This window comes from Dechloromonas sp. ZS-1, assembly GCF_039649255.1.
Classification (GTDB): domain Bacteria; phylum Pseudomonadota; class Gammaproteobacteria; order Burkholderiales; family Rhodocyclaceae; genus Azonexus.
Genome location: NZ_JBDIYD010000003.1, coordinates 162119 through 187064 on the forward strand (window position 1 = coordinate 162119; position 24946 = coordinate 187064).

A 24946-nucleotide genomic window follows, 5' to 3' on the forward strand; every position below is an offset into this window, starting at 1 on the left:
GGGACGCTTAGACGTCGCCCTGCGCCTTGACCTTACCGGCGGAAGAATGCAGCTTGTTCAGGGCATTCAGGTAAGAGCGCGCCGAAGCGATCACGATGTCGGTATCCGCCCCATTGCCATTGACGATCCGCTCGCCCTTCGCCAGACGGGTCGTCACCTCACCCTGGGCATCGGTCCCGGTCGTGATCGCATTCACGGAATAAAGCAGGAGTTCGGCACCGCTGCTGGCGATGCTTTCGATCGCCTTGAAGGTCGCATCGACCGGACCACCGCCCTCAGCTTCCGCCTTATGCTCGGTGCCGCCGACATTCAGGATCACGGTTGCGCGCGGCATTTCACCGGTTTCAGAGCAGACGCGCGAATACACCAGCTTGTAGTGCTCCTGGTCCGGCGTCACCACCTCGTCGGAAACCAGCGCGTGCAGATCTTCGTCAAAAATTTCGTGCTTCTTGTCAGCCAGTTCCTTGAAGCGGGCAAACGCGGCATTCAGCGCCTCGTCACTCTCCAACTCGATCCCGAGCTCCGAGAGACGCGTCTTGAAGGCGTTACGGCCGGAATGCTTGCCCAGCACCAGCTTGTTCTGGGTCCAACCCACATCCTGTGCCCGCATGATCTCGTAGGTTTCGCGATGCTTCAGGACGCCATCCTGGTGAATCCCGGATTCGTGCGCAAAGGCATTCGCCCCGACCACCGCCTTGTTCGGCTGCACCGGATAGCCCGTGATCTGTGAAACCAGCTTGGAGGCCGGCACGATCTGGGTCGTGTCGATACGCGTTTCCACCGGAAAAATATCCGGGCGCGTCCGCACCGCCATCACGATTTCTTCCAGCGCGGCATTCCCCGCGCGCTCACCCAAACCGTTGATGGTGCACTCCACCTGCCGCGCCCCTGCGAGCACGGCGGCCAGCGAGTTGGACACCGCCAGCCCCAGGTCGTTGTGGCAATGCACCGACCAGACCACCTTGTCCGAGTTCGGCACGCGCTCAATCAGCTGGCGCATGGTTTCGGCGTACTGGAAGGGAATGGCATAGCCAACGGTATCCGGCACGTTGATGGTCTTGGCCCCGGCCTTGATGACCGCCTCGAAAATCCGGCACAGAAAATCGATCTCTGAGCGCCCGGCATCCTCGGCCGAAAACTCGATGTCATCGGTGTACTGACGCGCCCAGCCAATCGCCTTGACCGCCTGCTCGACCACCTGATCCGGGGTCATGCGGAGCTTCTTCTCCATATGAATCGGCGAGGTGGCAATAAAGGTATGAATCCGCCCCGAATTGGCCGGCTTGATCGCCTCGCCCGCCCGCGCAATATCGTTTTCGTTGGCGCGCGCCAGCGAACACACGGTGGAATCCTTGATGGACTGGGCAATGGCGTGGATCGAATCGAAGTCGCCCGGCGAGGCCGCCGCGAAACCGGCCTCGATCACATCGACGCGCATCTTTTCAAGCTGGCGGGCAACACGCAGCTTTTCTTCCTTGGTCATCGAGGCGCCAGGGCTTTGCTCGCCGTCGCGCAGGGTCGTATCAAAAATGACGAGATGCTGCTTCATGAAAACACTCCGACAATCAGGCCGGCTTGCGCTTGAGCAAACCAATGGCCGCCAGCACATAGCCGGACAAGCCGTAGAGAACAAAGAACCCAAAGAGGGCAATTTCAGGACTGTAAGCCGCGAGCGCGAAAACCAGCGCAATGGCGGCAATCACGAAGAAGGGCACGCTCTTCTTCAGATTCACATCCTTGAAGCTGTAGTAACGGATATTGGAGACCATCGTGACACCGGCAAAGATGGTCAGTGCACAGGCCAGCCCGCGCACATCCGAGCCCGGGATACCCGTTTCAATCATGACCCAGACCAGACCGGCCACCAGCGCCGCTGCTGCCGGCGACGGCAGGCCCTGGAAGAAGCGCTTATCAACGACTTCCAGCGTGGTGTTGAAACGGGCCAGGCGCAAGGCAGCACCAGCACAATAAATAAAGGCGGCGATCCAGCCCAGGCGGCCGAGGTCGCGCAAAGCCCATTCGTACATGACGAGCGCAGGCGCCGCGCCGAAGCTCACCATATCGGACAGGGAATCGTATTCGGCACCAAAGGCGGATTGCGTATTGGTCAGGCGCGCCACGCGACCATCGAGGCCATCCAGCACCATCGCAATGAAAATCGCCATGGCCGCCCGGGCAAAATCGCCCTGCATGGCCTGCACGATGGCGAAGAAACCGGCGAACAAGGCCGCCGTGGTAAACAGATTGGGCAGCACGTAAATACCGCGCCGCTTCACTTCAGGATTGAACAACGATTTACGGGGCTTGAGTTCGGTCATGGGTCAGGAAAAGAAACCGGGATGGTGCAAGGATACACCCATCCCTCAAACAATTTGGGCGGTGCAGGTAACCCACACCGCCCAAAGCGGGAGTCGCCTCATGCGGCGCTCGACAAACCGGCCATCAGCCAGCCTTGCCAGGCGCGCACGGCGCAACCAAGCTGATGCTCGACCAATCAGTTCTTGGTCTGGTCAACCAGCTTGTTCTTCTTGATCCACGGCATCATGTCGCGCAGCTGGCCGCCCACCTTTTCGATGGCGTGGTCAGCATTCAGACGACGACGCGCCGTCATGCTCGGGTAGTTGGTACGACCTTCGAGGATGAACATCTTGGCGTATTCGCCCGTCTGGATACGCTTCAGGGCGTTGCGCATGGCTTCGCGGGACTGAGCGTTGATGACTTCCGGACCGGTCACGTACTCGCCGTATTCGGCGTTGTTCGAGATCGAGTAGTTCATATTGGCGATGCCGCCTTCGTACATCAGGTCGACGATCAGCTTCAGCTCGTGCAGACACTCGAAGTAGGCCATTTCCGGGGCGTAACCAGCTTCAACCAGGGTTTCGAAACCCATCTTGACCAGTTCGACGGCGCCACCGCAGAGCACAGCCTGCTCACCGAACAGGTCGGTTTCGGTTTCTTCGCGGAAGTTGGTCTCGATCACGCCACCCTTGGTGCCGCCGTTGGCAGCCGCGTAGGACAGGGCGATGTCCTTGGCCTTGCCGGAGACGTCCTGGTAGATCGCGATCAGGGACGGCACGCCGCCACCCTTCAGGTATTCGGAACGCACGGTGTGGCCCGGGCCCTTCGGGGCAACCATGATCACATCGAGGTCAGCACGCGGCACGACCTGGTTGTAGTGCACGTTGAAGCCGTGCGCGAAGGCCAGGGTGGCGCCCTTCTTGATGTTCGGCTCGACGTCGTTCTTATAGACCTCGGGAATGTTCTCATCCGGCAGGAGAATCATGACCACGTCGGCAGCGGCGACAGCGTCCTTGACTTCAGCAACCTTCAGACCAGCACCTTCGGCCTTGGCCCAGGAAGCACCGCTCTTGCGCAGACCGACGGTGACATTGACGCCGGAATCACGCAGGTTCTGGGCGTGAGCGTGGCCTTGGGAGCCGTAACCCACGATGGTGACATTCTTGCCCTTGATCAGGGAGAGGTCAGCGTCCTTGTCGTAATAAACTTTCATGAAACCCTCTTCGTAATTTACAGATAGTCAGACTTTGAGAATGCGATCGCCACGACCGATGCCACAGACACCGGTACGGACGGTTTCGAGAATCAGGCCGGCATCGAGCGCGGCAATGAAGGAGTCAAGCTTGGCGCTGGCGCCGGTCAACTCGATCACATAGGTCGATTCCGTGACGTCGATGATGCGGCCTCGGAAAATATCGGCCATCCGCTTCATCTCTTCGCGATCCTTGCCGGTGGCGCGGACCTTGATCAGCATCAGCTCGCGCTCGACATGCGCGGCTTCGGAGAGATCGACCACCTTGACGACATCGACCAGCTTGTTGAGCTGTTTCGTGATCTGCTCAAGCACCTCGTCGGAGCCGGAGGTCAGGATGGTCATCCGGGACAACGAGGGGTCTTCCGTCGGTGCCACGGTCAGCGATTCAATGTTGTAGCCACGGGCCGAAAAGAGGCCCGCAACACGGGAAAGCGCACCCGATTCGTTTTCGATCAGGATGGAAATGATATGACGCATGTTCTATTCCTCCCCCGCTTACAGATCTTCGGCGAGGATCATTTCGGTCAGGCCCTTGCCGGCCGCAACCATCGGGAAGACGTTGGCCGCCGGATCGATGATGAAGTCCATGAAGACCAGATCATCCTTGTGTTCCGTAAAGGCCTTGCGCAATGCCGGTTCGACGTCTTCCGGCTTTTCGATGCGCATGCCGACGTGACCGTAGGACTCCGCCAGCTTGACGAAATCAGGCAGCGAGGTGACATACGACTGCGAGTAGCGCTTGGAGTAGAACATTTCCTGCCACTGGCGGACCATGCCCAGCATGCCGTTGTTCAGGTTGATGATCTTGATCGGCAGGCCATATTGCTTGCAGGTCGACATTTCCTGGATACACATCTGGATGGACGCCTCGCCCGTCACGCAGGCCACCTGCGCATCCGGATTCGCCATCAGCACGCCCATGCCGTACGGCAGGCCCACACCCATCGTCCCCAGGCCACCGGAGTTGATCCAGCGACGCGGCGCATCGAATTTGTAGTATTGGGCAGCAAACATCTGATGCTGGCCGACGTCGGACGTCACGAATGCCTTGCCGCCCGTGACCTCATAGAGCTTCTCGACCACGAATTGCGGCATGAGATGTTCGCTCTGGCGATACGCCAGCGAATTGCGCGCACGCCAGGCGTCGATCTGTTTCCACCAGTCGCCGACAGCAGGATCGGTCTTGTAGCCGGCATCCATCAGTTTCAGCATTTCATCCAGCACATCGGCCACGTTGCCGACGATGGGCACATCCACCTTGACGCGCTTGGAAATGGAGGACGGATCGATATCGATGTGGATGATGCGGCGCTTTTCGCTACCGAAATGCTCCGGATTACCGATCACGCGGTCATCGAAACGAGCACCGACGGCGAGAATCACGTCGGCGTAGTGCATGGCATTGTTGGCTTCAAAGGTGCCATGCATGCCCAGCATGCCAACGAACTGCGGGTCAGTGGCGGGAAAGCCGCCCAAGCCCATCAGCGTATTGGTCACCGGGAAATTGAGCTTGCGGGCAAGCTGGGTCAGCTGCGGCGCGGCATCCGAGAGAATGACACCACCACCAGTGTAGATGATCGGACGCTTGGCTTCCTGCAGCATCTGCACGGCCTTCTTGATCTGCCCAAGATGCCCTTTGACCACCGGATTGTAAGAGCGCATCTGGATCGACTTCGGATAGTCGAACTCGCACATCTGCGCCGTAATATCCTTGGGAATATCGACCACCACCGGGCCAGGACGACCGGTCGCGGCGATATGGAACGCTTTTTTGATCGTGACAGCCAGATCCTTGACGTCCTTCACCAGGAAATTGTGCTTCACGCACGGACGGGTGATCCCGACCGTATCGCACTCCTGGAAAGCATCCTGACCGATGTATTGGGTCGGCACCTGGCCGCACAACACGACCATCGGAATCGAATCCATGTAGGCCGTGGCAATCCCGGTGACCGTATTGGTCACACCCGGACCGGAAGTCACCAGCGCAACACCGACTTTCTGGGAAGAACGGGAATAGGCATCAGCGGCGTGTACAGCAGCCTGCTCGTGACGAACGAGAATGTGCTTGACCTCATCCTGCTTGAAAAGGGCATCGTAAATGTGCAGTACGGACCCACCCGGGTAACCGAACACACAGTCGACCTTTTCTTCCTGCAGGCACCTGATTACAATTTCCGCTCCGCTGATCATCATTCTTGAGCCCAAAAAAAGCTGTTGCCTAAAAAGGGCATAACCTTAATCGACGCCCCCCATGGCGGTCAAGGTAAACGGTACCCACCACTCGGCTCAAGACCACTTTTCGGGAAGAACACCCTGGCTTCACCCAACGAACTCTCGAATTTTCTCGAATCCATCGAGCGACGCGCCTTCAAGCAGGCCATGTTTGCTGTTCACGAAGAAGAGGCCGCCCTCGACATCGTTCAGGACAGCATGCTGAAACTGGCCGAAAAATACGGCGACCGGCCTGCGGAAGAATTCCCCATGCTGTTCCAGCGCATCCTCCAAAACACGATTCGTGACTTTTATCGCCGCAGCAAGGTGCGCTCGATGTGGACCACGCTGCTTTCGGCCTTCTCCTCGGACGATGACGAGGATCACGACCCGCTGGAAACGCTGGCTGCAGACGAAGATGACGCCGGCCCCAGAACTCCGGAGAGCAAACTCCTGCAGAGTCAGACACTGAATCTGATCGAAGACGAGATAAAAAAATTGCCGGCACGTCAACGGGAAGCCTTCCTCATGCGTTATTGGGAGGACATGGACGTCGCTGAGACCGCAGCGGCGATGGGCTGCTCAGAAGGCAGCGTGAAAACCCATTGCTCGCGCGCCACCCACGCGCTGGCAGCCGCCCTGTCGGCGAAAGGCATAAAACTATGAACGAAGAACGCTACGGATACCGCATTCGGCAAGCCCTCAATCACGGCCTGCCGGATATCTCACCTGCCGCCAGCCGTCGCCTGGAAGCGGCCCGGCACATGGCGCTGAGCCGTCAGAAGCAGCCCAGTCCTGCGCTGGCCTCGGCTACCTACGGGCAGAACAGCACCCTGCGCCTGAGCGCCCCAGGACAGCACCCCTACCTGCGCCAGGCACTGGCCATCATGGCCTTGCTGCTGGGTATGTGGATTTCGTTCTACTGGCATAGCCAGCAATATGTTTCCGAGGTTGAAACCATCGACAGCGCCCTGCTGGCAGATGATCTCCCCTTCGAAGCCTTTCTCGACAAAGACTTCCTCGAATGGCTAAAAGACGACTCTGCGGAATAATTCTGGCACTTCACCTTGCCGTTGCAATGGCCGATGGACCACCCACCACGGCCGTCATCGGCACCCCGCCGCAACCGAGCTGGAACCAGCTTTCAGCCCAGCAAAAAGCAACGCTTGCACCACTCGCCGGCAGCTGGGACCAACTGGAGCATATTCGCCGCAAAAAATGGCTGGGGATCGCAGAACGTTACCCCAGCATGTCTCCGGACGAGCAGCGCCGCCTGCAGGAGCGCATGCGCGAATGGGCCGCACTCACGCCCGACCAGCGCGCCCGGGCGCGTGACAGCTACAAGGATTTCAACCAGCTCCCAGCCGCACAAAAGCAAACCGTGAAGCAAAAATGGGAGGCCTACAACGGCCTGAGCGAAACCGAACGACAACGGATTCGCGAAAGCGGCAAGTCCTCGCGCCTACTCACCCCGACCACAGACACCCCCGCACCGACCCCGGCAGAAAGCCAAAAACCCTGATGACCGACACCCCCCCCAGCAGACGCCGCTTTCTGGCCTGTCTGCTTTACGAAAGCCTCGTCGTTTTTGCCATCCTGCTCATCGGCTTTTTGCTACCGCAAGTTGTTCTGTCAGGGTTTCACATGGAGGCTGGTGGCCGCCTGCTGTGGATGCATGTCGTTGCACTACTGGGCGCCTACTTTGTCTGGTGCTGGCTGAATGGCGGCCAGACACTCCCCATGAAAACCTGGCGCATTCGCGTGGTCGACCGTAGCGGCAAGCCACTCCGCCCACTGCAGGCCATCGTTCGTTATGGCGCCGCCTGGCTCAGCACGATTCTGCTGGGTGCCGGCTTCGCATGGGCCTTGCTGGACCCGCAGCGGCGCACGCTACATGACCTGCTGGCCGGGAGCATGCTCCAGCAGACGCCGGAAACGAAAAACTGACAGTGCGGCGCTGGTCAGCGCCGCTCAACCCACCACAACAAACCCGCTGCGGCCAGCATGAATAGGCCGGAAGGTGCAGCCGCACTGGCCAAGGGCGGCCAGGCATTGATCGCGCCCAGATTTGAGAAGAGGCCGTTCAGGGCATAGAAAAGAATCCCCAGCATCACGCCGGAAAAGATTTTCAGGCTGACGCCGCCGACTCGATCATGCGAATAGCCAAACGGCAAGGCCAACGCCACCATGACCAACGCGGAGAGGGGGTAGATCAGCTTTTTCCAGAGCGCGATCTGGTAACGCTCGGTCTTTTGACGGTTATCGACCAAATGCCGGGTGTAATCAAACAACCCAACGAGCGACATGCGCTCGGGCGACACCATCAACACCGCAAGCAGATCAGGGGTCACGGCAGAGACCCAATTCCGCTCATCAAAACGTTCGATGCGTGCCGCATCGCCATCAAGGCGGGTTTCAACGCCCGATTTAAGCACCCACTGCCCCTGATGAAACTCGGCAAAGCCCGCCTCGGTGACTGCCAGCAGGGCATTGCGCTCATCAAACTGATAAATACGCAGTTCTTCGAGCTTCGCATCCGGGGTTGCCCGCCGAACATTGACGAAAGCACGCCCATCCTTCAGCCACAAACCGCTTTCAAAGCCTGTCTGGGCAATCACCTGGCTCAATGCCTTCGCACGGATTTCCTGCGACAAGCGTTCAGAAAACGGTACCACAGCCTCACCCACTACAAAGGTCAGCAAGGCGAGCAACCCTGCCACGCGGAACAGGGTGCGCAGCAAATCACCGGTTGCCAACCCCGCAGCGCGCAGCACCGTGATCTCTGAATGGCGCGCCAGGGTCGACAAGGCGTACAAGGTGCCAATCAGCGTCGCAATCGGAATCAGTTCGTACACCAACCCCGGCAACGACAGAAGCACCGTCACCAATGCATGCCATAACTGGTAACCGTTCTGTCCGACCCGGCGCAGTTCGTTGATCACATCAAAAAAGCTGAAGAGGGCCAGAAACGCCGCCAAAACCAGGAATACAGCGGCCAAAGTCTCGCGCATCAAATAGCGCTGATACAGGGACAACTTGAACATCAGCGCCTCCAGACCGCCCAAAATGGCCGGACAACCATGCGCTTATAGAACAGCAAGGCCATCGGGAGCAACATGAACGCATGCACCGCCCAAACACCAACCCAGAACGACAGACGCCCTTGCGCAACCCAGGACTGGCTCACCGCCAGCAGATTGTTGTAGACCGCATAAACAAGGATCGCCATCAGCATATTGGCGGAACGGCCGGCACGAGGATTCACATAAGACAAAGGAATCGCCAGCAGAACCAGTACCAGCGCGGTGACCGGCACACCTATACGCCACAGGAGTTCGGCACGCGCAGCCACATTCTCCTGACCCAGCAACTCCGGCAAGGTCAGACGATTGGGCGAGAGTTCGGTCGGCTTGACCTCGGCATCCTCGGTACGAACCCGATAACGTTCAAATTCCATGATGCGAAAATCGAGGGCCCCCGGCTCAACCTCATAGCGCCGCCCCTTTTCAAGCACCAGGAAGCGGTCCCCATTCGGCGCAAACTCCTGGAACCCTTCTTCGGACACCACGACGCCCATCCGGCCTTCCTGAGAAAAGGCAACGAAGACATTGGCAACCTTGGAGGCGTCATCGGCCATCGCCTCGACAAACACAACACGCTGCCCCCGGCGCGCCTCCCGGAATGCCCCCGGAGAAATCTGCGAGAGATCGCTCCGCCCCGCCAAACGCTCCTTGTATTCCGCTGTCTTGTAATTCGCCCAGGGCGACAAAAAACCGGACAGGATGACAATACCCAGCACAACCGGCAAAGCAAAACGTAATACGGGGCGCACCCAAGCCGTGAGCGGCTGGCCGCAAGCAAACCAGACCGCCATCTCGGAATCGCGATACATCCGCGACATCGCCATCACGACCGTGACGAACAATGCCAAGGTCAGAACACTGGGCAAATAGTTCAATGCCGCAAAGCCCAGCAGGGACCCCACTGCTTCAGGCGCAATCCGCCCCCCTGCCGCATCCTTGAGCAGACGGATCAATTGGGTGGAGACCAGGATAGCCAGCAGGGCAACGGTGATGCCGGCAGCTGCCTGAGCAAATTCACGCCGGGCGGCGCGCTCGAATATCATGCTTTGACGAAACCAAAAAAATGCAGGGATAATCCCTGAAGATACTGATATTTCCTTGACCAGGAGCAGCGCGTGGAATTTAGCATAAAAAGCGGAAGCCCGGAAAAACAGCGTACGGCCTGCGTGGTCGTCGGCGTGTTTGAATCGCGCAAACTGACCTTGCCGGCAGAATTGCTCGACAAAGCCTCGAACGGCTACATCGCCGACATCATCCGGCGCGGCGACATGGAAGGCAAAGCAGGCACGACATTGCTGCTGCACAGCGTGCCCGGCACGCTCGCCGACCGCATTCTGCTGGTCGGCCTGGGCAAGGAAAAGGACTTCCGCGAAAAGGAATTCGGCAACGCCATCCGCGTCGCCGTCAAAACACTGAACGACACGGGTGCGTTCGATGCCACCTTTTTCCTCACCGAACTGGCCGTACGCAAGCGCAGCACCGCCTGGCGCATCCGTCAGGCCACACTGATTGCCCTCGACACCACCTACAAGTTCGATCAGTTCAAGAGCAAGAAGGACGATGTACGCCGCCCCCTGCGCAAGCTGACGCTCGCCGTCGAGCGCCGCAACGAGCTGAGCGAGGCTGAAGAAGCCCAGGCACAGGGCGTCGCCATTGCCGAAGGCCTCGCCCTGACCAAGACCCTGGGCAATCTGCCGCCCAATGTCTGCCACCCGAGCTACCTGGCCGACCAGGCGCGCAGCATGGCCGAGACCTTCAAGCTCGACTGCGAGATTCTCGAACGCGCCGACATGGAAGCCCTGGGCATGCACGCCCTGCTCGCGGTGGCACGCGGCTCGCACCAGCCGCCAAAACTGATCGCGCTGACCTACAAGGGCGCCAAGGCCGCCGACAAGCCGATCGTGCTCGTCGGCAAAGGCGTCACTTTCGACACCGGCGGCATTTCGCTGAAGCCGGCAGCCGAAATGGATGAAATGAAGTACGACATGTGCGGCGCCGCCAGCGTGCTCGGCACGATGCAGGCCGTGGCCCGCATGCAGTTGCCGATCAACCTGACCGTGATCGTCCCGGCCACCGAGAATATGCCCGGCGGCAATGCCACGCGCCCCGGCGACATCGTCACCGCCATGTCGGGCCAGACCATCGAAATTCTCAACACCGATGCCGAAGGCCGGCTCATCCTGTGCGATGCGCTGACCTACGCCGAGCGCTTCGATCCGGACACCGTGATCGATGTCGCCACACTGACCGGCGCCTGTGTCGTCGCGCTGGGCAATATTGCGAGCGGGGTCTTCTCGAACAAGGACAGCCTGGCGCGCGACCTGCTGGATGCCGGCGAGGAAGCGCATGACCGCGCCTGGCACATGCCGCTCTGGGACGACTACCAGGATCTCCTGAAGAGCCCCTTTGCCGACATGGCGAACATCGGCGGCCGCTGGGGCGGCGCCATCACGGCGGCCTGCTTCCTGTCGCGCTTCACCAAGAAATACGACTGGGCTCACCTCGACATCGCCGGCACGGCCTGGAAATCGGGTGCCGACAAAGGTGCGACCGGGCGTCCGGTACCGCTGCTCACGCACTATCTCCTGCAACGCGCTGGGAAACTCGATTGAGCCAGGTTTTCTTCTATCACGGCGCGGCCGACCGCATCGCGGCGGCCTGCGCCCTGCTCGGCGGTGCGTGGAGCAAGCGCAAGGCCATGCTGGTTTACGCCACGGAAAATGAGGTCGCCCATCAGGTCGACCGTCAGCTCTGGACCCATCCGGCGCTGAGTTTCGTGCCGCATTGCCGCGCCGACTCGCCGCTCGCTGCCGAAACCCCCATTCTGATCACCGACCAGTTGGGCGCACCGCCGCAGACGGAACGCCTGATGAATCTTTCACGCGACCTGCCGCCCGGCTTCGAACGTTTCGACAACCTGATCGAGGTGGTCGGGCAGGACGAGGCCGATCGCGACGCTGCACGCGAACGTGTCCGCCAGTACAAGCAACTCGGCCACGATGTCCGTTTTTTTGACTTGAGCGACCGAGGCTGACCCCATGCCCAGTCCCATCCTTGCACGCGCCGACGCCCTGATGCACCGCCGCCGGCAGGGCAGCACCGAAACCGCCGAGCCGCCCGTCCTGACCGACGCCATCGACGAAGACGACATTCCGCTCCTGCTCGACATCGATGACAGCCCTGCGGCCACCCCGACGGTCGACGTCCAAAACACGGCTGAAACCAACCCCGCCCCGCTCGAGACCACAGCCCACTCGGCCAACCCCGACCTCCCGCCCGACCTGCTGGCCGAACTGACCCGGCGTGTCGAGACCCACCTGCATGCCCTGCTCCCCGGCCTGATTCAACGCTGCCTCGACGAATTGCTTGCCGAACAAGCCGAACAGCCGCCCGCCTCACCACGTTAATCGCTGCTTCGACAGCACAAAGCGCAGCATCGGCGCCTGAGCGCCTCCCGGCTCCGGTATAATCGCGGGTTTTCCCCTTTCTTTCCAGACAGATGGAACTCGCCAAAGCCTTCGAACCTGCGGATATTGAACGCCGCTGGTACCCCGAGTGGGAATCCAAGAATTACTTCGCTGCCGGCGCCGACCGCAGCAAGGCCGACAATTTCTGCATCCTGCTGCCGCCGCCCAACGTGACCGGCACGCTGCACATGGGTCACGGCTTCAACCAGACCATCATGGATGCCCTCACCCGTTACTACCGGATGAAGGGCCACAACACCCTGTGGCAACCGGGCACCGACCACGCCGGCATCGCGACGCAAATCGTCGTCGAGCGCCAACTGGACGCTCAGGGCATCTCCCGCCACGATCTCGGCCGCGAGAAGTTCCTGGAAAAGGTCTGGGAATGGAAGGAATACTCGGGTGGTACCATCACCCGCCAGATGCGCCGCATGGGCACCAGCCCGGATTGGACGCGCGAGCGTTTCACGATGGATGCCGGCCTCAACAAGGTCGTCACCGAAACCTTCGTCCGCCTCTACAACGAAGGCCTGATCTACCGCGGCAAGCGCCTGGTGAACTGGGACCCGAAGCTGCACACCGCCGTGTCCGACCTGGAAGTCGTGCAGGAGGAAGAAGACGGCTTCATGTGGCAGATCCGCTACCCGCTGGCCGATGGCTCGGGCAGCCTGGTGGTCGCCACGACCCGTCCGGAAACCATGCTCGGCGACACCGCCGTGATGGTTCACCCGGAAGACGAGCGCTACAAGGCCATGATCGGCAAGATGGTCAAGCTGCCGCTGACCGATCGCGAAATCCCGGTCATTGCCGACAGCTATGTCGACCTCGAATTCGGCACCGGCTGCGTCAAGGTCACGCCGGCGCACGATTTCAACGACTACGCAGTCGGCCAGCGCCATAACCTGCCGATGATCTCCATCCTGACCCTGGATGCCAAGGTCAACGACCACGCACCGGAAAAATACCGCGGCCTGGACCGCTTCGATGCCCGCAAGGCCATCGTCGCCGACCTGGAAGCGGCCGGCCTGCTCGTCCAGATCGACAAGCACAAACTCAAGGTGCCGCGCGGCGACCGGACCGGCGTCGTCATCGAACCGATGCTCACCGACCAGTGGTTCGTCGCCATGTCCAAACCGGGCGCCGATGGCAAGTCGATCACCGAGAAGGCCCTGGAAGTCGTCCATTCCGGCGAGATCAAGTTCTATCCGGAAAACTGGGTCAATACCTACAACCAGTGGCTGAACAATATTCAGGACTGGTGCATCTCCCGTCAGCTCTGGTGGGGCCATCAGATTCCGGCCTGGTACGGCGTCAATGGCGAAGTGTTTGTCGCCCAGAACGAAGAAGAAGCCCGCAAGCTGGCCGATCAGGCTGGTTACGCCGGCCAGTTGAACCGCGATGCCGACGTGCTCGACACCTGGTACTCCTCCGCCCTGTGGCCGTTCTCGACCCTGGACTGGACCGGCAATGACGCCGAAGATGCGGCCAACCAGATGCTGCAGCAGTACCTGCCGTCGTCGGTGCTCGTCACCGGCTTCGACATCATCTTCTTCTGGGTCGCCCGCATGGTCATGATGACCAAGCACATCACCGGCAAGATTCCGTTCAAGCACGTTTATGTGCACGGCCTGATCCGCGATGGCGAAGGCCAGAAGATGTCCAAGTCCAAGGGCAACGTGCTCGATCCGATCGATCTGATCGACGGTATCGGCATCGACGCGCTGGTTGAAAAGCGCACCTTCGGCCTGATGAATCCGAAGCAGGCGGAAAGCATCGCCAAGAAGACCAGGAAGGAGTTCCCGGAAGGGATTCCGGCCTTCGGCACCGATGCCTTGCGCTTCACCTTCGCCTCGCTCGCCTCGCCGGGCCGCGACATCAAGTTCGACCTCAACCGCTGCGACGGCTACCGCAATTTCTGCAACAAGTTGTGGAACGCCACGCGCTTCGTGCTGATGAACGTCGAAGGTCACGACCTGGCCCTCGAACACCAGCAGGGTACCAACGGTGCCTGTACGGTCGACGGTGAAAAACGCCTCAAATTCAGCTTTGCCGATCGCTGGATCGTCAGCCAGCTGCAACGCGTCGAGCAGGAAGTCGAACGTCACTTCGTCGATTACCGCTTCGACCTGATCGCCCAGGCCATCTACAAATTCGTCTGGGACGAGTTCTGCGACTGGTATCTGGAAATCGCCAAGGTCGAGATCCAGACCGGTGACGAGGCCCAGCAGCGCGGCGCCCGCCGCACCTTGGTGCGCACGCTGGAAACCATCCTGCGCCTGGCCCATCCGCTGATTCCCTTCATCACCGAAGAACTGTGGCAGACCGTCGCCCCGATCGCCGGCCGCAAGACCGGTGACTCGCTGATGCTGGCAGCCTACCCGACGGCCAACATCGAGCGCATCGACGCCGATGCAGAAGCCAAGGTCGACCGCCTGAAGGCACTCGCCTACGCGTGCCGCAACCTGCGCGGCGAGATGGGCCTCTCCCCGGCCCAGCGCACCCCGCTGCTGGTCGCCGGCGGCGGTGACGAGATCGCCGAGTTCGCCCCGATCCTGGCTGCGCTGGCCAAGCTCTCGGAAGTCCAGATCGTTGCCGACATGCCGGCCGATGCGCTGGCACCGGTGGCCGTGGTCGGCGAAACCCGTCTCATGCTCAAGGTCGAAATCGACGTCGCCGCCGAAAAAGAGCGCCTGAAGAAGGAAATCGAGAAGCTGGAAAAGCAGATCGCCATCGCGCAGGGCAAGCTATCCAACGAGGGCTTCGTCGCCCGCGCGCCGGCCGCCGTGGTCGAGCAGGAGAAGCAGCGCGTCGCCGACTTCAGCGCCACGCTGGAACAGCTGAAGCCGCAACTGGCCAAGCTGGGGAACTGAGCGATGAGCGCGCCCGCCACGCAACCGGGAGATCGCTTCACGGCGATCTTCACGGCCTTCATGGTGTTTTGCGTGCTGGTCTGGCTGTGGGGGCTGGGGCTGTTCATGCTCTGGCCCTGGCAGAAAGGCGGCGACTGGCTGCCTGACTACCCGCTGGCCGTGACCTGCGCGGACGGTAGCGCCTGTGCGCTGCCGGTCGGTGAACTCCCCAAAGCCAAGGCCGAGGGCCGCATCAAAAGCGTGACGCCGCCGGAAACGAGCGGCGAAACCTTTTACGAGCTGATCACGGTTCAATGGCAGGCACACGCCATCGGGATCGAATCGAAAGCCAGCGCCTGGAACTTCCAGACCAAGGTGCGTTACCGCATCGCTGAAGACACGCCGGTCCTCGTTGAGTATCAGGAAATCGGCGGCAAGGTCTTCCTCTATGCCGTGCTCGGCGCCCTGGTCAGCCTCGGCCTGCTTTATCTGCGCAAGCTGAGCAAGTAATCGCCCTCATCCCGACGGTCAACCGTCCTGACTGCCTGAAAAACGGCCCGTTCAGGACGTTGACCGCAGGGCAACCGGAATCAGCCCACGCAGGGCATTCCCCAGCCAGAACCCGCCCGCCAGATCCGCCGGCATCAGCACCGCTTCGCGCGCGCGCCCACTGGCCAGCAACGCCGCCCGCAAGACACCAGGCAAGGCGCCACTGCTCAGCGGCGGTGTCAGCAACACACCATCCCGCTCGACGAACACCGAACTGCGCGCACCTTCTGCCACTTCGCCGCGCTCGTTCAGGAAAACCACGTCAAAAATCTCCGGCTGCGCCGCGATCCCGGCCAACGCCGCGTCATACACGGCCCGCGCGGTGGTCTTGTGCGCGCGCAACGGATCCGCACTGACAATCGGCGTTGCGGCCAAGGTGGCATGGCGCGGCCCGGCCGGCTCCGGCGCAAGCGGGAAATGGGCCACGACAAGCTGACCGGCTTTATCCAGGGTGACACGTACGCGCCAGACACCGGTCTTCGGCAACGCATCCAGACGCCCCCGCAAATCGGCCTCATCCAGCGGAAAAGCGAAACAGGCTGCGGAGCGGCGCAGACGCGCCACGTGCCCGGCCAGATGAGGAAACTGTCCGTTTTCCAGGCGCAGGGTTTCGATCAATTGCACGCCCGGATCGGCATCGGTCAAAAAACGGCCCTTGAGCAGGCACTCCTGCCATTCAGCCGAGGCCACGGAATCGGCGACGATGCCACTGCCCACGCCCATGCGCCCCCGCCCATCCGCCTCTAGCGCCAGGGTCCGGATAGCCACATTGAGACGGAAGTCGCCATTCGGCGCCAGCCAGCCGAGCGCACCGGTATAAAGCCCGCGCGGCATTTGCTCGAGTTCGGCCGCAATCTGCATGGCGCGGATTTTCGGTGCACCGGTGATCGAGCCACACGGAAACAACGCCCGCAGGATCGCCTCAAAGTCGCCCCCCGGCACGCGCGCCGAGATTTCCGAAACCATCTGCCAGACCGTCGGATAGGCCTCGATCTCGAACAGGCGCTCGACCCGCACGCTACCGTGTTCCGCCACTCGGCCGAGGTCATTGCGCAGCAGATCGACAATCATCAGATTCTCGGCGCGATCCTTGGTCGATTCACGCAGGACATCCGCCGACACGGCGCGCGGCGCCGTGCCCTTCATTGGCCGGGTACGCACGATCTCGCCCTGACGCTCGATGAAGAGTTCGGGCGAGAGCGACACCCAGGCCGACGCGCCATCCGACACGCAACCGCCATAGCGCACCGGCTGCCGTGCCCGCAGGCGACGATAGAGGGCAAGCGGGCTGCCAAACCAGCGGAAGGAGAGCGGAAAAGTGAAATTCACCTGATAGCAGTCGCCCTCGGTAATCCAGTGCTGGATACGGTCAACGGCCTGGCAATAGGCTTTTTCATCGAGTGCGGGCGACAGATCGACCACGCCGGCAGCCGCATCGCCGGCGTGTTGAGCCAGCCAGGCCTCCGCCACCTCGGCAGAACACGCGATCCGCTCGGAAAAACGCCAAAAGCGCGCCAAGGGGCGTGCCGGTGAAGGCATCCACCCCGCCGGGGCGGCATGCGGCTCAAGCACATAACCCAGCTCATAATCGAGGGCGAGTACGGTCCAGGCCGGTTCCGCAGCCAGACGCGCCAAGACCGCCGCCAGCGAGGCCGCATCGTGCGCCTGCAGGCAGTCGATCAGGCCCTCAAAACGCCACGCGGCAGGGTCGCCGGCGGGCGCCTGCCGATCTTCAAAAAACGCGACGGCGTGCAGCTTACTTACGCTTCAGGAAAAAAATGAAGGTGCGGTCATCCTGACCATCCGCCACCAGCTCGTTGCCGGTTTGCTTGGCGAAAGCCGGAAAATCCTTCAAGGAACCCGGATCGGTGGCCAGCACGCGCAGAATCTGTCCAGACTCCATTTCCGCCAGCGTTTTCTTGGTCCGCAGGATGGGCAAGGGGCAGTTCAAGCCCGTGACATCGAGATCGCGATCAAATTCCATGGTCAGTGCTTCTCAGGAAATCCAAGGGAGGGATTTTAACCCCAATCAGCGGCGTTCCCGCATTTCCTCGGCCAGTTGCTTCTTCAACTCGCGCAGACGCGCATCGATCACCGACTGCTCGTAGAAATTGGCATCCCCGGCCCGCTGGGCCAGTTGCAGTTGTTCAACCGCCGCACCGGTCTGCCCCTGCAACGCGAAGGCCTCCCCCAGGGCCTGGTGCTGCGGCGCCCGTCGTCCCTGGCCGGCAAAGCTTTCGGCACGCATCCGATGCAGGCGGACATCTGCCGGATAATTCTGGAGCTGGCTTTCCACAAATCGCAGCGACTCGTCAAAACGCCGCGCCTTGATCAAGGCCGCGCCATAACCGTAGACCAGGCCCATGTTGAGCGGAAAACGCAGCATCGCTTCGCGATACACCGCCAGCCCGGCCTGCGTCTCGCCCTGCGCCAGGCGCGTTTCGGCAAGCAGGCGTTCGAGCATCGCACTTCCGCCCTTCAAACGGCGTGCGGCGAGCAACTCGCGTTCGGCCGCCCCCCAATCCTGGGCCCGATAGTAGGCAAAGGCGAGGCCATAGCGCGCCGCAGCCTCGGAAGGATATTTCTGTTCTTTCAACAAGCTGCTGAAATCGCGCACTGCCTCGACCGGAATGCCGCGCATGGCGCGCAGCTTGGCCCGAACGAGCTGGAAATCGGGACTATCCACCACCTGCCGGTACGGCACACCGACCTCCCGGTTCTGCATGTCACTCATCCGCTCACCGGAGAGCGGGTGGGTTCGCAGATAGGCTGTGGCATTGTTTTCGTAGAGCCGGACCGCTTTCTGCAAGCGGCCAAAGAACGCCGACATGCCGCGCACGTCATAGCCCGACTTGCGCAGGATCTCGAAACCCAGACGATCCGACTCGCGCTCGAAATCGCGCGAAAAAGCCAACTGGGCGGACAAGACCCCCGCCTGTGTACCCGCGATGGCCGCCGTCGCCCCCTGCGTACTCGAACGTGCGGCCAGCAGGGCAAGCCCCATCGCCACCATCGAGGCAATGCTGAGCTTTTTCGATTGATAGACCTGGCGCGCAATGTGGCGCTGGGTCACATGGGAAATTTCGTGTGCGAGCACCCCGGCGAGCTCGGACTCACTTTCGGCCGCCAGCATCAGCCCGGCGTGCACGCCAATGAACCCGCCGGGCATCGCGAAAGCGTTGATGCTCTGATCATTGATCGGAAAAAAGAAAAAACCCATCCCGGGGTCGGTGCTCACCGCCACCAGGCGCCCCCCCAGTTGATTGAGGTAAGTCTCGATGTCCGGATCGTCGAGATAGGCCATGTCACGCGCCTGAATCTCATGCATGATCTGCTGGCCGATGCGCTTTTCTGTCGCCAGGGAAAGATCGTTGCTGGCCACATCGCCCAATTCAGGGAGGTTATCCGCCCCCACCGGCGGCACAGCCAGGGTCAGGGCAAGCAAGGCGGCGAGCAGGCGGCGGGTCAAAGGCATGGTGCTATGATAGCGCACCCTGTTCCAGGCCCCCGGGCCGGATCGTAACCAAACGTAAGCCAACGTGACCGAAAACACCCTTACCCACTTCGATGCCAGCGGCCAGGCACACATGGTCGACGTCGGCAGCAAGGCTGAAACCGCACGCGTTGCGCGCGCCGCCGGCAGCATTCGCATGCATCCCGACACCCTGACCCGCATCCAGGCAGGTAACGCCCAAAAGGGCGACGTCATCGGCATCGCCCGCATTGCCGCCATCCAGGCCTCGAAGCGCACCGGCGACCTGATTCCGCTGTGTCACCCGATCGCCCTCACCCGGGTTGCGGTCGACTTCGAAATCGATGCCAAAACCAGCACCGTACACTGTGCCGTCACCGCCGAGTGCCATGGCCGCACCGGCGTCGAGATGGAGGCCCTGACCGCCGTTTCAGTCGGCCTGCTCACCATCTACGACATGTGCAAAGCCGTTGATCGCGGCATGGTGGTTGAAAATATTCGACTGCTGGAGAAGAAGGGCGGCAAGTCGGGACACTGGACAGCGGACGAATAAGTCACAGGCTCATCGCCAGGCTTCGGACCGCGCCGCGCACCGATTTCTCAGATTCGGAAAGAGGATCGGGGTACGGAACCGCTGACCGGCCCCCTGCGAAACATCCTGCCCCATACTTAACCGATGGTTTATGCCCATTTTTATCCCAGCGGGGGAGAAAGGGCGGAGATCAGACGGTTTGGTCAACGCCCCTCAGCGCTCTGGCCAGCGCGGCGTCTGCTGCGGCGGGTTTTCGCAGTTATTGCACTCCCCGCAGAATCGCGCCAAGGCAAGCAGTGAACGGGCCGACTCGGAACACGCGGTCACCTTGCCACCACGGTCACGAACGGACAACATCAAGCCGACACCTGCGCTATCCATGCTGCGCACCCCGGCAAGACAGACTGTCATGCCTTGCATATCCACATCAAGCAGGGCTGGCCAAGCATCGAATCCCAGGTGACCTTCAACATGCAGGACATCGCGAGCCTGACGGACTGCATGCGTCTTGGCTCGCCCCGCCATTCCCACAGTTTTTCCCATTGCGCCTCCTGAAAACACACCGCACCCAATACTGAAGAGCGGACATTATCACCCTAGGATGACACCCAGGTTTAACCTATCGCAAAACATGGTTTGATTTTTGTTTTGCCAACCAAGCCCGCTAGAATGGGCGGTCAACATCCCTCACCTTTCAGACACCATGCCCCTTTCTCGACGGACCTTCCTCAAGGGTAGCTGCGCCACCCTGATCACCCCCTGGCTGGGCTCAGGCTTGCTGCTCCCCACCGCAGTGCTGGCAACCGAGTGGTCGCGGCCGGCCTTTACCGCCAAAACCCCCATGGACGCGCTGAAGGCCTACGGTGCAGCAAAGGCTGCCGAAACCCGCGACATCCAGATCCAGGCACCTGAAATTGCAGAAAACGGGGGCAAGGTCGAGGTCGAAATCACCTCGAACATCCCGAACACCCGCAGCCTGGCCGTATTTGCCGACAAAAACCCGATGCCGCTCTGTTCAACCCTGGAATTTTTACCCCCCGCCCTGCCCTACACGCGAATTCAGCTCAAACTCGCGGAGAGCACCCGGCTACGCATCGTGGCGAAGACCGCGGACGGGAAGCATCACGTTGCATTTCGTGAAGTAAAAGTCACCCTCGGTGGCTGCGGAGGCTGACATGGCAGATCAAATCAAGATTCGGGCACAAATCAACGGCGACCTGACCGACATCCGGGTACTCATGCAACACCCGATGGAAACCGGTCAACGCCGGGATGAACGCGGACAATCCGTGCCGGCCCACTTCATCCAGACCTTTTCGGTACTGCTGAACGGCAAGCCCATGATCAACGGCCAGCTGAACACATCAGTCTCGAAGAACCCGCTCTTCAGCTTCCGCGCCAAGGGCATCAAGAGCGGCGACAAACTTGCGGTCACCTGGACAGACAACCGTGGCGAACAACGCCAGGATGAAATCACGCTGAACTGAGCCCCAGAACTCAGGAGACACCGTCCCGACGGTCAACAAAAAAAGCCCGCCTGAAATCAGGCGGGCTTTTTAGCTTGATCGCTGGACCAGATCAGGCGCGCTGAATGTTCGACGCCTGCTTGCCCTTCGGGCCTTGAACCACTTCGAAGGAAACCTTTTCGCCTTCCTTCAGGGTCTTGAAACCGTTCATGTTGATCGCCGAGAAATGCGCAAAGAGGTCTTCGCTGCCATCATCCGGCGTAATGAAACCGAAACCCTTGGAATCATTGAACCACTTAACAGTACCGATTGCCATGCTTGAAACTTTCTTACAAAAAACACACGAATTTCCGGGTTTCCCCGACTCCCCTGTTTGTGCTCAACAGCGTGGTGCTCACGGCAACCTTGATGCAAATTGAATCCAAACAATTGCTTTCTACGCCCGATCAGATGGCGACGTCAAGTGATTTTTCGTGCTGCTCTGCAACAATGTAATCCAGTAGATTCAAGGCGCTGGCGCCGGAATCACGCGCTGGTTGCACATTGAAGCGAACCCATTAGAATCGGACTCATGGCTACGAAGTTTCAAGAAGATGGCGTGCTGCAGGCCAGCAAAGGCAAGCTGCAGCCGCCGCGGATGTATAAAGTGGTGTTGCTGAACGACGATTTCACCCCGATGGATTTCGTCATCGCCGTTCTGCAGCGTTTTTTTTCTATGGACACTGAACAAGCGACGCGAATCATGCTCAAAGTTCATAACGATGGCCGCGGCGTGTGCGGGGTTTTCCCGCGTGACATTGCTGCCACCAAGGTCGAACAAGTCAGCGCATTCGCTCGCCAGCACCAGCATCCGCTGGCGTGCATCATGGAGGAAAACTGATGATTGCCCAGGAACTCGAAGTCAGCCTGCACATGGCCTTCGTCGAGGCGCGCCAGAAACGCCACGAATTCATCACGGTCGAGCACCTGCTGCTAGCCCTGCTGGACAATCCCTCGGCTGCCGACACCCTGCGTGCCTGCGGCGCCAAAATTGACCTGCTGAGGAAGGATCTCAGCGAATTCATCGATGAGCACACGCCCAGCGTCTCCGGTGAAGACGACATCGACACGCAGCCGACCCTGGGCTTCCAGCGCGTGATTCAACGCGCCATCCTGCACGTTCAGTCGTCGGGCAAAAAGGAAGTCAATGGCGCCAACGTGCTGGTCGCCATTTACGGCGAAAAAGACTCGCACGCGGTCTATTTCCTGCAAAAACAGGGGGTCACCCGGCTGGATGTCGTGAATTACATCTCGCATGGCATCAGCAAGGTACCGCAACAGAAGGCCCCGGCAGAGGCGGAGTCCGAGAGCGAATCCGGCGAAAAGAATGAAGCCGGCCCGCTCGAGCAATACACGATCAACCTCAACGCCCTGGCCCTGCAAGGCAAGATCGACCCGCTGATCGGGCGCGACAAGGAACTGGAGCGCGTGATCCAGACCCTCTGCCGCCGCCGCAAGAACAATCCGCTGCTGGTCGGAGAAGCCGGCGTGGGCAAGACCGCGATTGCCGAAGGGCTCGCGCGCAAAGTCGTCGAAGGCGACGTCCCCGAGGTGCTGGCCAAGGCCAATGTCTTCGCGCTCGATATGGGCGCCCTGCTGGCCGGAACCAAATACCGTGGCGACTTCGAGCAACGCCTCAAAGGCGTCCTGAAGGCCCTGCAGGACAATCCGCATGCCATCCTGTTCATCGACGAAATCCATACCCTGATCGGGGCGGGCTCGGCCTCCGGCGGCACGCTGGATGCCTCCAATCTGCTCAAGCCGGCCCTCTCCTCCGGCCAGATGAAGTGCATCGGCGCGACCACCTACACCGAATTCCGTGGCATTTTCGAGAAGGACAGCGCTCTCTCCCGCCGTTTCCAGAAAATCGACGTCATCGAGCCCTCGGTGGCCGAAACCGTGGAAATCCTGAAAGGCCTGAAGGCCCGCTTCGAGGCACACCACGGCATCAAGTACTCGGCCACGGCCATCTCGTCTGCCGTCGAGCTTTCGGCCCGTTACATCACCGACCGTCACCTGCCGGACAAGGCAATTGATGTCATCGACGAAGCCGGCGCTGCGCAGCGCATCCTGCCGAAATCGAAGCAGAAAAAGGTCATCAGCAAGACGGACATCGAGGAAATCGTTGCCAAGATTGCGCGCATCCCGTCACAGCACGTCACGATGGACGACCGCAATGCCCTGAAGAACCTCGACCGCGACCTCAAAGCAACCGTCTTTGGCCAAGACAAGGCCATCGATGCGCTCGCCAAGGCCATCAAGATGGCCCGCTCCGGTCTCGGCAATCCGGGAAAGCCGATCGGCGCTTTCCTCTTCTCCGGCCCCACCGGCGTCGGCAAGACCGAGGTTGCCAAGCAGCTGGCCTACTTCCTCGGCATCGACCTGCAGCGTTTCGACATGTCCGAATACATGGAGCGCCACGCGGTTTCCCGCCTGATTGGCGCGCCCCCGGGCTACGTCGGTTTCGATCAGGGCGGCTTGCTCACCGAAGCGATCACCAAGAAGCCCTACTGCGTGCTGCTCCTCGACGAGATCGAGAAAGCGCATCCGGACATCTTCAACATCCTGCTGCAGGTGATGGATCACGGCACACTCACCGACAACAACGGGCGCAAGGCAGATTTCCGCAACGTCATCATTATCATGACGACCAACGCCGGCGCCGCTGACTTGCAAAAGACCGCGATGGGCTTCACCTCGACCAAGGAAACCGGCGACGAAATGGTCGAAATCAAACGCCTCTTCACACCGGAATTCCGCAACCGGCTGGATGCCACCATTTCCTTCCGCCCGCTCGACCACGACATCATCCTGCGCGTAGTCGACAAGTTCCTGATGCAACTGGAAGAGCAGTTGCATGAGAAGAAGGTGGATGCCAACTTCACGGAGAAGGTGAAGGAGATGCTGGCCGACAAGGGCTTTGATCCGCTCATGGGCGCCCGCCCGATGGCCCGCCTGATCCAGGACACGATCCGTTCCGCGCTGGCCGACGAACTGCTCTTCGGTCGCCTGGCCAGTGGCGGCAAGGTCACGGTCGACCTCGATGGCGAGGGCAAAATCAAGCTACAGTTCGAAGAGGAAAAAGCGACCGCCGAAGTCTGAGGATTGCCATCTCCCCAAAAAGCCGTGCAAGATTGCGCGGCTTTTTCATTTTGGGAGACAGAGAATGAGCTTCAAAACCCCCGACCTGTGCGATCAGTACGAAGCCGAGCTCGGCAAAAGCGTCCGCGTCGTTGCCCCGATGTTCCAGCGTTACGGCGGCCGCGCTGCCTTCAGCGGCGAGATCGTCACCCTCAAGATCTTCGAGGACAACACCCTGGTCCGCGAAATTTTCAATGAACCCGGCCACGGCAAGGTGCTGGTCATCGATGGCGGCGGCTCCCTGCGCTGCGCCCTGGTCGGCGACCAGCTGGCCATCCTCGCCCACAAGAATGGCTGGGAAGGCGTGGTCGTGTATGGCTGCATCCGCGATTCGGCCGACATCAACGGCATCGACATCGGCGTGCGCGCCCTCAACACCCACCCGCAGAAAACCGTCAAGAAGGGCATCGGCGACCGTGGTCTGGCCCTGACCTTTGGCGGCGTCACCTTCCACCCGGGTGAATACCTCTATGCAGATGAAGATGGCGTGCTCGTCGCCAACACACCGCTGATCTGACAAACCGCATTCGTGGACGTAAAAAGGGCGCCTTGAGTGAGCACACGCTCACCCAGGGCGCCCT

The 24946-nt window shown here is 60.7% G+C and carries 27 protein-coding genes; 15 read left to right on the forward strand and 12 right to left on the reverse strand.

The genetic code is table 11. The features are described 5' to 3' along the window. Positions 1-7: 7 nt before the first annotated feature. From AACO21_RS05865 to ilvB, 5 genes are all read right to left on the reverse strand, one after another. Entirely contained in the window at positions 8-1549 is a 1542-nt protein-coding gene (locus AACO21_RS05865; RefSeq protein ID WP_346191572.1) for a 2-isopropylmalate synthase, read from the reverse strand. Between the two features lie 16 nt (positions 1550-1565). Continuing rightward, positions 1566-2318, reverse strand: a complete 753-nt coding sequence (gene pssA / locus AACO21_RS05870) for a CDP-diacylglycerol--serine O-phosphatidyltransferase (protein WP_346191573.1) — start codon at positions 2316-2318, stop codon at positions 1566-1568. Between the two features lie 176 nt (positions 2319-2494). Further along, positions 2495-3511, reverse strand: coding sequence for a ketol-acid reductoisomerase (gene ilvC, locus AACO21_RS05875; protein WP_346191574.1), 1017 nt, complete (start codon positions 3509-3511; stop codon positions 2495-2497). 27 nt (positions 3512-3538) lie between these two features. Continuing rightward, positions 3539-4030 carry an acetolactate synthase small subunit gene (gene ilvN / locus AACO21_RS05880; RefSeq protein ID WP_346191575.1) on the reverse strand — a complete coding sequence of 164 codons (492 nt, stop codon included), beginning with the start codon at positions 4028-4030 and terminating at the stop codon, positions 3539-3541. Positions 4031-4048: 18 nt separating this feature from the next. Further along, positions 4049-5749: a biosynthetic-type acetolactate synthase large subunit gene (ilvB, locus tag AACO21_RS05885; protein ID WP_346191576.1), complete on the reverse strand. Its 1701-nt coding sequence runs from the start codon at positions 5747-5749 to the stop codon at positions 4049-4051. A 21-nt stretch (positions 5750-5770) separates the two neighbouring features. Between ilvB and AACO21_RS05890 the strand changes: the two genes are divergently transcribed. The 4 genes from AACO21_RS05890 to AACO21_RS05905 are packed head-to-tail and all read left to right on the forward strand — an operon-like array spanning position 5771 to position 7714. Continuing rightward, a complete protein-coding gene (locus AACO21_RS05890; protein WP_346191577.1) occupies positions 5771-6433 on the forward strand; it encodes an RNA polymerase sigma factor in 663 nt (220 codons plus the stop codon). Further along, positions 6430-6819, forward strand: a complete 390-nt coding sequence (locus AACO21_RS05895; RefSeq protein ID WP_346191578.1) for a DUF3619 family protein — start codon at positions 6430-6432, stop codon at positions 6817-6819. The genes AACO21_RS05890 and AACO21_RS05895 overlap by 4 nt, the downstream gene beginning before the upstream one ends. Before the next feature lie 26 nt (positions 6820-6845). Beyond that, positions 6846-7289: a DUF3106 domain-containing protein gene (locus AACO21_RS05900; protein ID WP_346191579.1), complete on the forward strand. Its 444-nt coding sequence runs from the start codon at positions 6846-6848 to the stop codon at positions 7287-7289. Next, the gene (locus tag AACO21_RS05905; protein WP_346191580.1) at positions 7289-7714 is read left to right on the forward strand and encodes an RDD family protein; all 426 of its coding nucleotides are present in this window, start codon (positions 7289-7291) and stop codon (positions 7712-7714) included. The genes AACO21_RS05900 and AACO21_RS05905 overlap by 1 nt, the downstream gene beginning before the upstream one ends. Before the next feature lie 14 nt (positions 7715-7728). Here the strand turns inward: AACO21_RS05905 and lptG are convergent, their stop codons facing one another. Both lptG and lptF read right to left on the reverse strand, forming a co-directional pair. Beyond that, the gene (gene lptG / locus AACO21_RS05910) at positions 7729-8811 is read right to left on the reverse strand and encodes an LPS export ABC transporter permease LptG (RefSeq protein WP_346191581.1); all 1083 of its coding nucleotides are present in this window, start codon (positions 8809-8811) and stop codon (positions 7729-7731) included. Continuing rightward, entirely contained in the window at positions 8811-9893 is a 1083-nt protein-coding gene (gene lptF / locus AACO21_RS05915) for an LPS export ABC transporter permease LptF (protein ID WP_346191582.1), read from the reverse strand. The genes lptG and lptF overlap by 1 nt, the downstream gene beginning before the upstream one ends. Before the next feature lie 72 nt (positions 9894-9965). On the opposite strand from lptF, the gene AACO21_RS05920 reads away from it, so the two are divergent. The 5 genes from AACO21_RS05920 to AACO21_RS05940 all read left to right on the forward strand — a co-directional run bounded on the left by AACO21_RS05920 (position 9966) and on the right by AACO21_RS05940 (position 15676). Further along, positions 9966-11462, forward strand: coding sequence for a leucyl aminopeptidase (locus AACO21_RS05920; RefSeq protein WP_346191583.1), 1497 nt, complete (start codon positions 9966-9968; stop codon positions 11460-11462). Further along, positions 11459-11884, forward strand: coding sequence for a DNA polymerase III subunit chi (locus AACO21_RS05925; protein ID WP_346191584.1), 426 nt, complete (start codon positions 11459-11461; stop codon positions 11882-11884). The genes AACO21_RS05920 and AACO21_RS05925 overlap by 4 nt, the downstream gene beginning before the upstream one ends. Positions 11885-11888: 4 nt before the next feature. After that, complete coding sequence (locus tag AACO21_RS05930) at positions 11889-12257, forward strand: hypothetical protein (RefSeq protein WP_346191585.1); 369 nt, start codon at positions 11889-11891, stop codon at positions 12255-12257. A 92-nt stretch (positions 12258-12349) separates the two neighbouring features. After that, on the forward strand, positions 12350-15187 hold the full coding sequence (locus AACO21_RS05935; protein ID WP_346191586.1) for a valine--tRNA ligase: 2838 nt from the start codon (positions 12350-12352) through the stop codon (positions 15185-15187). Between the two features lie 3 nt (positions 15188-15190). After that, the gene (locus tag AACO21_RS05940; RefSeq protein ID WP_346191587.1) at positions 15191-15676 is read left to right on the forward strand and encodes a hypothetical protein; all 486 of its coding nucleotides are present in this window, start codon (positions 15191-15193) and stop codon (positions 15674-15676) included. A gap of 51 nt (positions 15677-15727) precedes the next feature. Here the strand turns inward: AACO21_RS05940 and pabB are convergent, their stop codons facing one another. From pabB to AACO21_RS05955, 3 genes are all read right to left on the reverse strand, one after another. Beyond that, positions 15728-17350: an aminodeoxychorismate synthase component I gene (gene pabB, locus AACO21_RS05945; RefSeq protein WP_346191588.1), complete on the reverse strand. Its 1623-nt coding sequence runs from the start codon at positions 17348-17350 to the stop codon at positions 15728-15730. 121 nt (positions 17351-17471) lie between these two features. Then, positions 17472-17699 (reverse strand): sulfurtransferase TusA family protein, encoded by a 228-nt coding sequence (locus AACO21_RS05950; protein ID WP_346191589.1) that lies wholly within the window; start codon positions 17697-17699, stop codon positions 17472-17474. 45 nt (positions 17700-17744) lie between these two features. After that, entirely contained in the window at positions 17745-19190 is a 1446-nt protein-coding gene (locus tag AACO21_RS05955) for a M48 family metalloprotease (RefSeq protein WP_346191590.1), read from the reverse strand. A gap of 64 nt (positions 19191-19254) precedes the next feature. Between AACO21_RS05955 and moaC the strand changes: the two genes are divergently transcribed. After that, positions 19255-19740: a cyclic pyranopterin monophosphate synthase MoaC gene (gene moaC, locus AACO21_RS05960; protein ID WP_346191591.1), complete on the forward strand. Its 486-nt coding sequence runs from the start codon at positions 19255-19257 to the stop codon at positions 19738-19740. A gap of 192 nt (positions 19741-19932) precedes the next feature. Here moaC and AACO21_RS05965 read toward each other — a convergent pair whose 3' ends face one another. Next, positions 19933-20262 (reverse strand): hypothetical protein, encoded by a 330-nt coding sequence (locus tag AACO21_RS05965; protein ID WP_346191592.1) that lies wholly within the window; start codon positions 20260-20262, stop codon positions 19933-19935. 160 nt (positions 20263-20422) lie between these two features. Between AACO21_RS05965 and soxY the strand changes: the two genes are divergently transcribed. Both soxY and soxZ read left to right on the forward strand, forming a co-directional pair. Beyond that, positions 20423-20893, forward strand: coding sequence for a thiosulfate oxidation carrier protein SoxY (gene soxY / locus AACO21_RS05970; protein ID WP_346191593.1), 471 nt, complete (start codon positions 20423-20425; stop codon positions 20891-20893). Between the two features lies 1 nt (position 20894). After that, positions 20895-21206, forward strand: a complete 312-nt coding sequence (gene soxZ / locus AACO21_RS05975; RefSeq protein WP_346191594.1) for a thiosulfate oxidation carrier complex protein SoxZ — start codon at positions 20895-20897, stop codon at positions 21204-21206. Between the two features lie 91 nt (positions 21207-21297). On the opposite strand, the gene AACO21_RS05980 is transcribed toward soxZ, so the two are convergent. Beyond that, complete coding sequence (locus tag AACO21_RS05980; protein ID WP_028994647.1) at positions 21298-21501, reverse strand: cold-shock protein; 204 nt, start codon at positions 21499-21501, stop codon at positions 21298-21300. 255 nt (positions 21502-21756) lie between these two features. Here AACO21_RS05980 and clpS point away from each other — a divergent pair, with 255 nt between their 5' ends. The 3 genes from clpS (at position 21757) to rraA (ending at position 24882) form a co-directional block, all read left to right on the forward strand. Further along, positions 21757-22065, forward strand: coding sequence for an ATP-dependent Clp protease adapter ClpS (clpS, locus tag AACO21_RS05985; RefSeq protein WP_346191595.1), 309 nt, complete (start codon positions 21757-21759; stop codon positions 22063-22065). Beyond that, complete coding sequence (gene clpA, locus AACO21_RS05990) at positions 22065-24326, forward strand: ATP-dependent Clp protease ATP-binding subunit ClpA (protein ID WP_346191596.1); 2262 nt, start codon at positions 22065-22067, stop codon at positions 24324-24326. Before clpS ends, clpA begins: the two co-directional genes overlap by 1 nt. Positions 24327-24390: 64 nt before the next feature. Further along, complete coding sequence (gene rraA, locus AACO21_RS05995; protein WP_346191597.1) at positions 24391-24882, forward strand: ribonuclease E activity regulator RraA; 492 nt, start codon at positions 24391-24393, stop codon at positions 24880-24882. The last annotated feature ends 64 nt before the right edge of the window (positions 24883-24946 follow it).

Excerpts from the sequence above, each read along its gene's own strand:
- AACO21_RS05865 (WP_346191572.1), bottom strand. The coding sequence starts at position 1,549 with ATGAAGCAGCATCTCGTCATTTTTGATACGACCCTGCGCGACGGCGAG.
- pssA (WP_346191573.1), bottom strand. The coding sequence starts at position 2,318 with ATGACCGAACTCAAGCCCCGTAAATCGTTGTTCAATCCTGAAGTGAAG.
- ilvC (WP_346191574.1), bottom strand. The coding sequence starts at position 3,511 with ATGAAAGTTTATTACGACAAGGACGCTGACCTCTCCCTGATCAAGGGC.
- ilvN (WP_346191575.1), bottom strand. The coding sequence starts at position 4,030 with ATGCGTCATATCATTTCCATCCTGATCGAAAACGAATCGGGTGCGCTT.
- ilvB (WP_346191576.1), bottom strand. The coding sequence starts at position 5,749 with ATGATGATCAGCGGAGCGGAAATTGTAATCAGGTGCCTGCAGGAAGAA.
- AACO21_RS05895 (WP_346191578.1), top strand. The coding sequence starts at position 6,430 with ATGAACGAAGAACGCTACGGATACCGCATTCGGCAAGCCCTCAATCAC.
- AACO21_RS05900 (WP_346191579.1), top strand. The coding sequence starts at position 6,846 with ATGGCCGATGGACCACCCACCACGGCCGTCATCGGCACCCCGCCGCAA.
- AACO21_RS05905 (WP_346191580.1), top strand. The coding sequence starts at position 7,289 with ATGACCGACACCCCCCCCAGCAGACGCCGCTTTCTGGCCTGTCTGCTT.
- lptG (WP_346191581.1), bottom strand. The coding sequence starts at position 8,811 with ATGTTCAAGTTGTCCCTGTATCAGCGCTATTTGATGCGCGAGACTTTG.
- lptF (WP_346191582.1), bottom strand. The coding sequence starts at position 9,893 with ATGATATTCGAGCGCGCCGCCCGGCGTGAATTTGCTCAGGCAGCTGCC.
- AACO21_RS05930 (WP_346191585.1), top strand. The coding sequence starts at position 11,889 with ATGCCCAGTCCCATCCTTGCACGCGCCGACGCCCTGATGCACCGCCGC.
- AACO21_RS05935 (WP_346191586.1), top strand. The coding sequence starts at position 12,350 with ATGGAACTCGCCAAAGCCTTCGAACCTGCGGATATTGAACGCCGCTGG.
- AACO21_RS05940 (WP_346191587.1), top strand. The coding sequence starts at position 15,191 with ATGAGCGCGCCCGCCACGCAACCGGGAGATCGCTTCACGGCGATCTTC.
- AACO21_RS05950 (WP_346191589.1), bottom strand. The coding sequence starts at position 17,699 with ATGGAATTTGATCGCGATCTCGATGTCACGGGCTTGAACTGCCCCTTG.
- AACO21_RS05955 (WP_346191590.1), bottom strand. The coding sequence starts at position 19,190 with ATGCCTTTGACCCGCCGCCTGCTCGCCGCCTTGCTTGCCCTGACCCTG.
- AACO21_RS05965 (WP_346191592.1), bottom strand. The coding sequence starts at position 20,262 with ATGGGAAAAACTGTGGGAATGGCGGGGCGAGCCAAGACGCATGCAGTC.
- soxY (WP_346191593.1), top strand. The coding sequence starts at position 20,423 with ATGCCCCTTTCTCGACGGACCTTCCTCAAGGGTAGCTGCGCCACCCTG.
- soxZ (WP_346191594.1), top strand. The coding sequence starts at position 20,895 with ATGGCAGATCAAATCAAGATTCGGGCACAAATCAACGGCGACCTGACC.
- AACO21_RS05980 (WP_028994647.1), bottom strand. The coding sequence starts at position 21,501 with ATGGCAATCGGTACTGTTAAGTGGTTCAATGATTCCAAGGGTTTCGGT.
- clpS (WP_346191595.1), top strand. The coding sequence starts at position 21,757 with ATGGCTACGAAGTTTCAAGAAGATGGCGTGCTGCAGGCCAGCAAAGGC.
- clpA (WP_346191596.1), top strand. The coding sequence starts at position 22,065 with ATGATTGCCCAGGAACTCGAAGTCAGCCTGCACATGGCCTTCGTCGAG.
- rraA (WP_346191597.1), top strand. The coding sequence starts at position 24,391 with ATGAGCTTCAAAACCCCCGACCTGTGCGATCAGTACGAAGCCGAGCTC.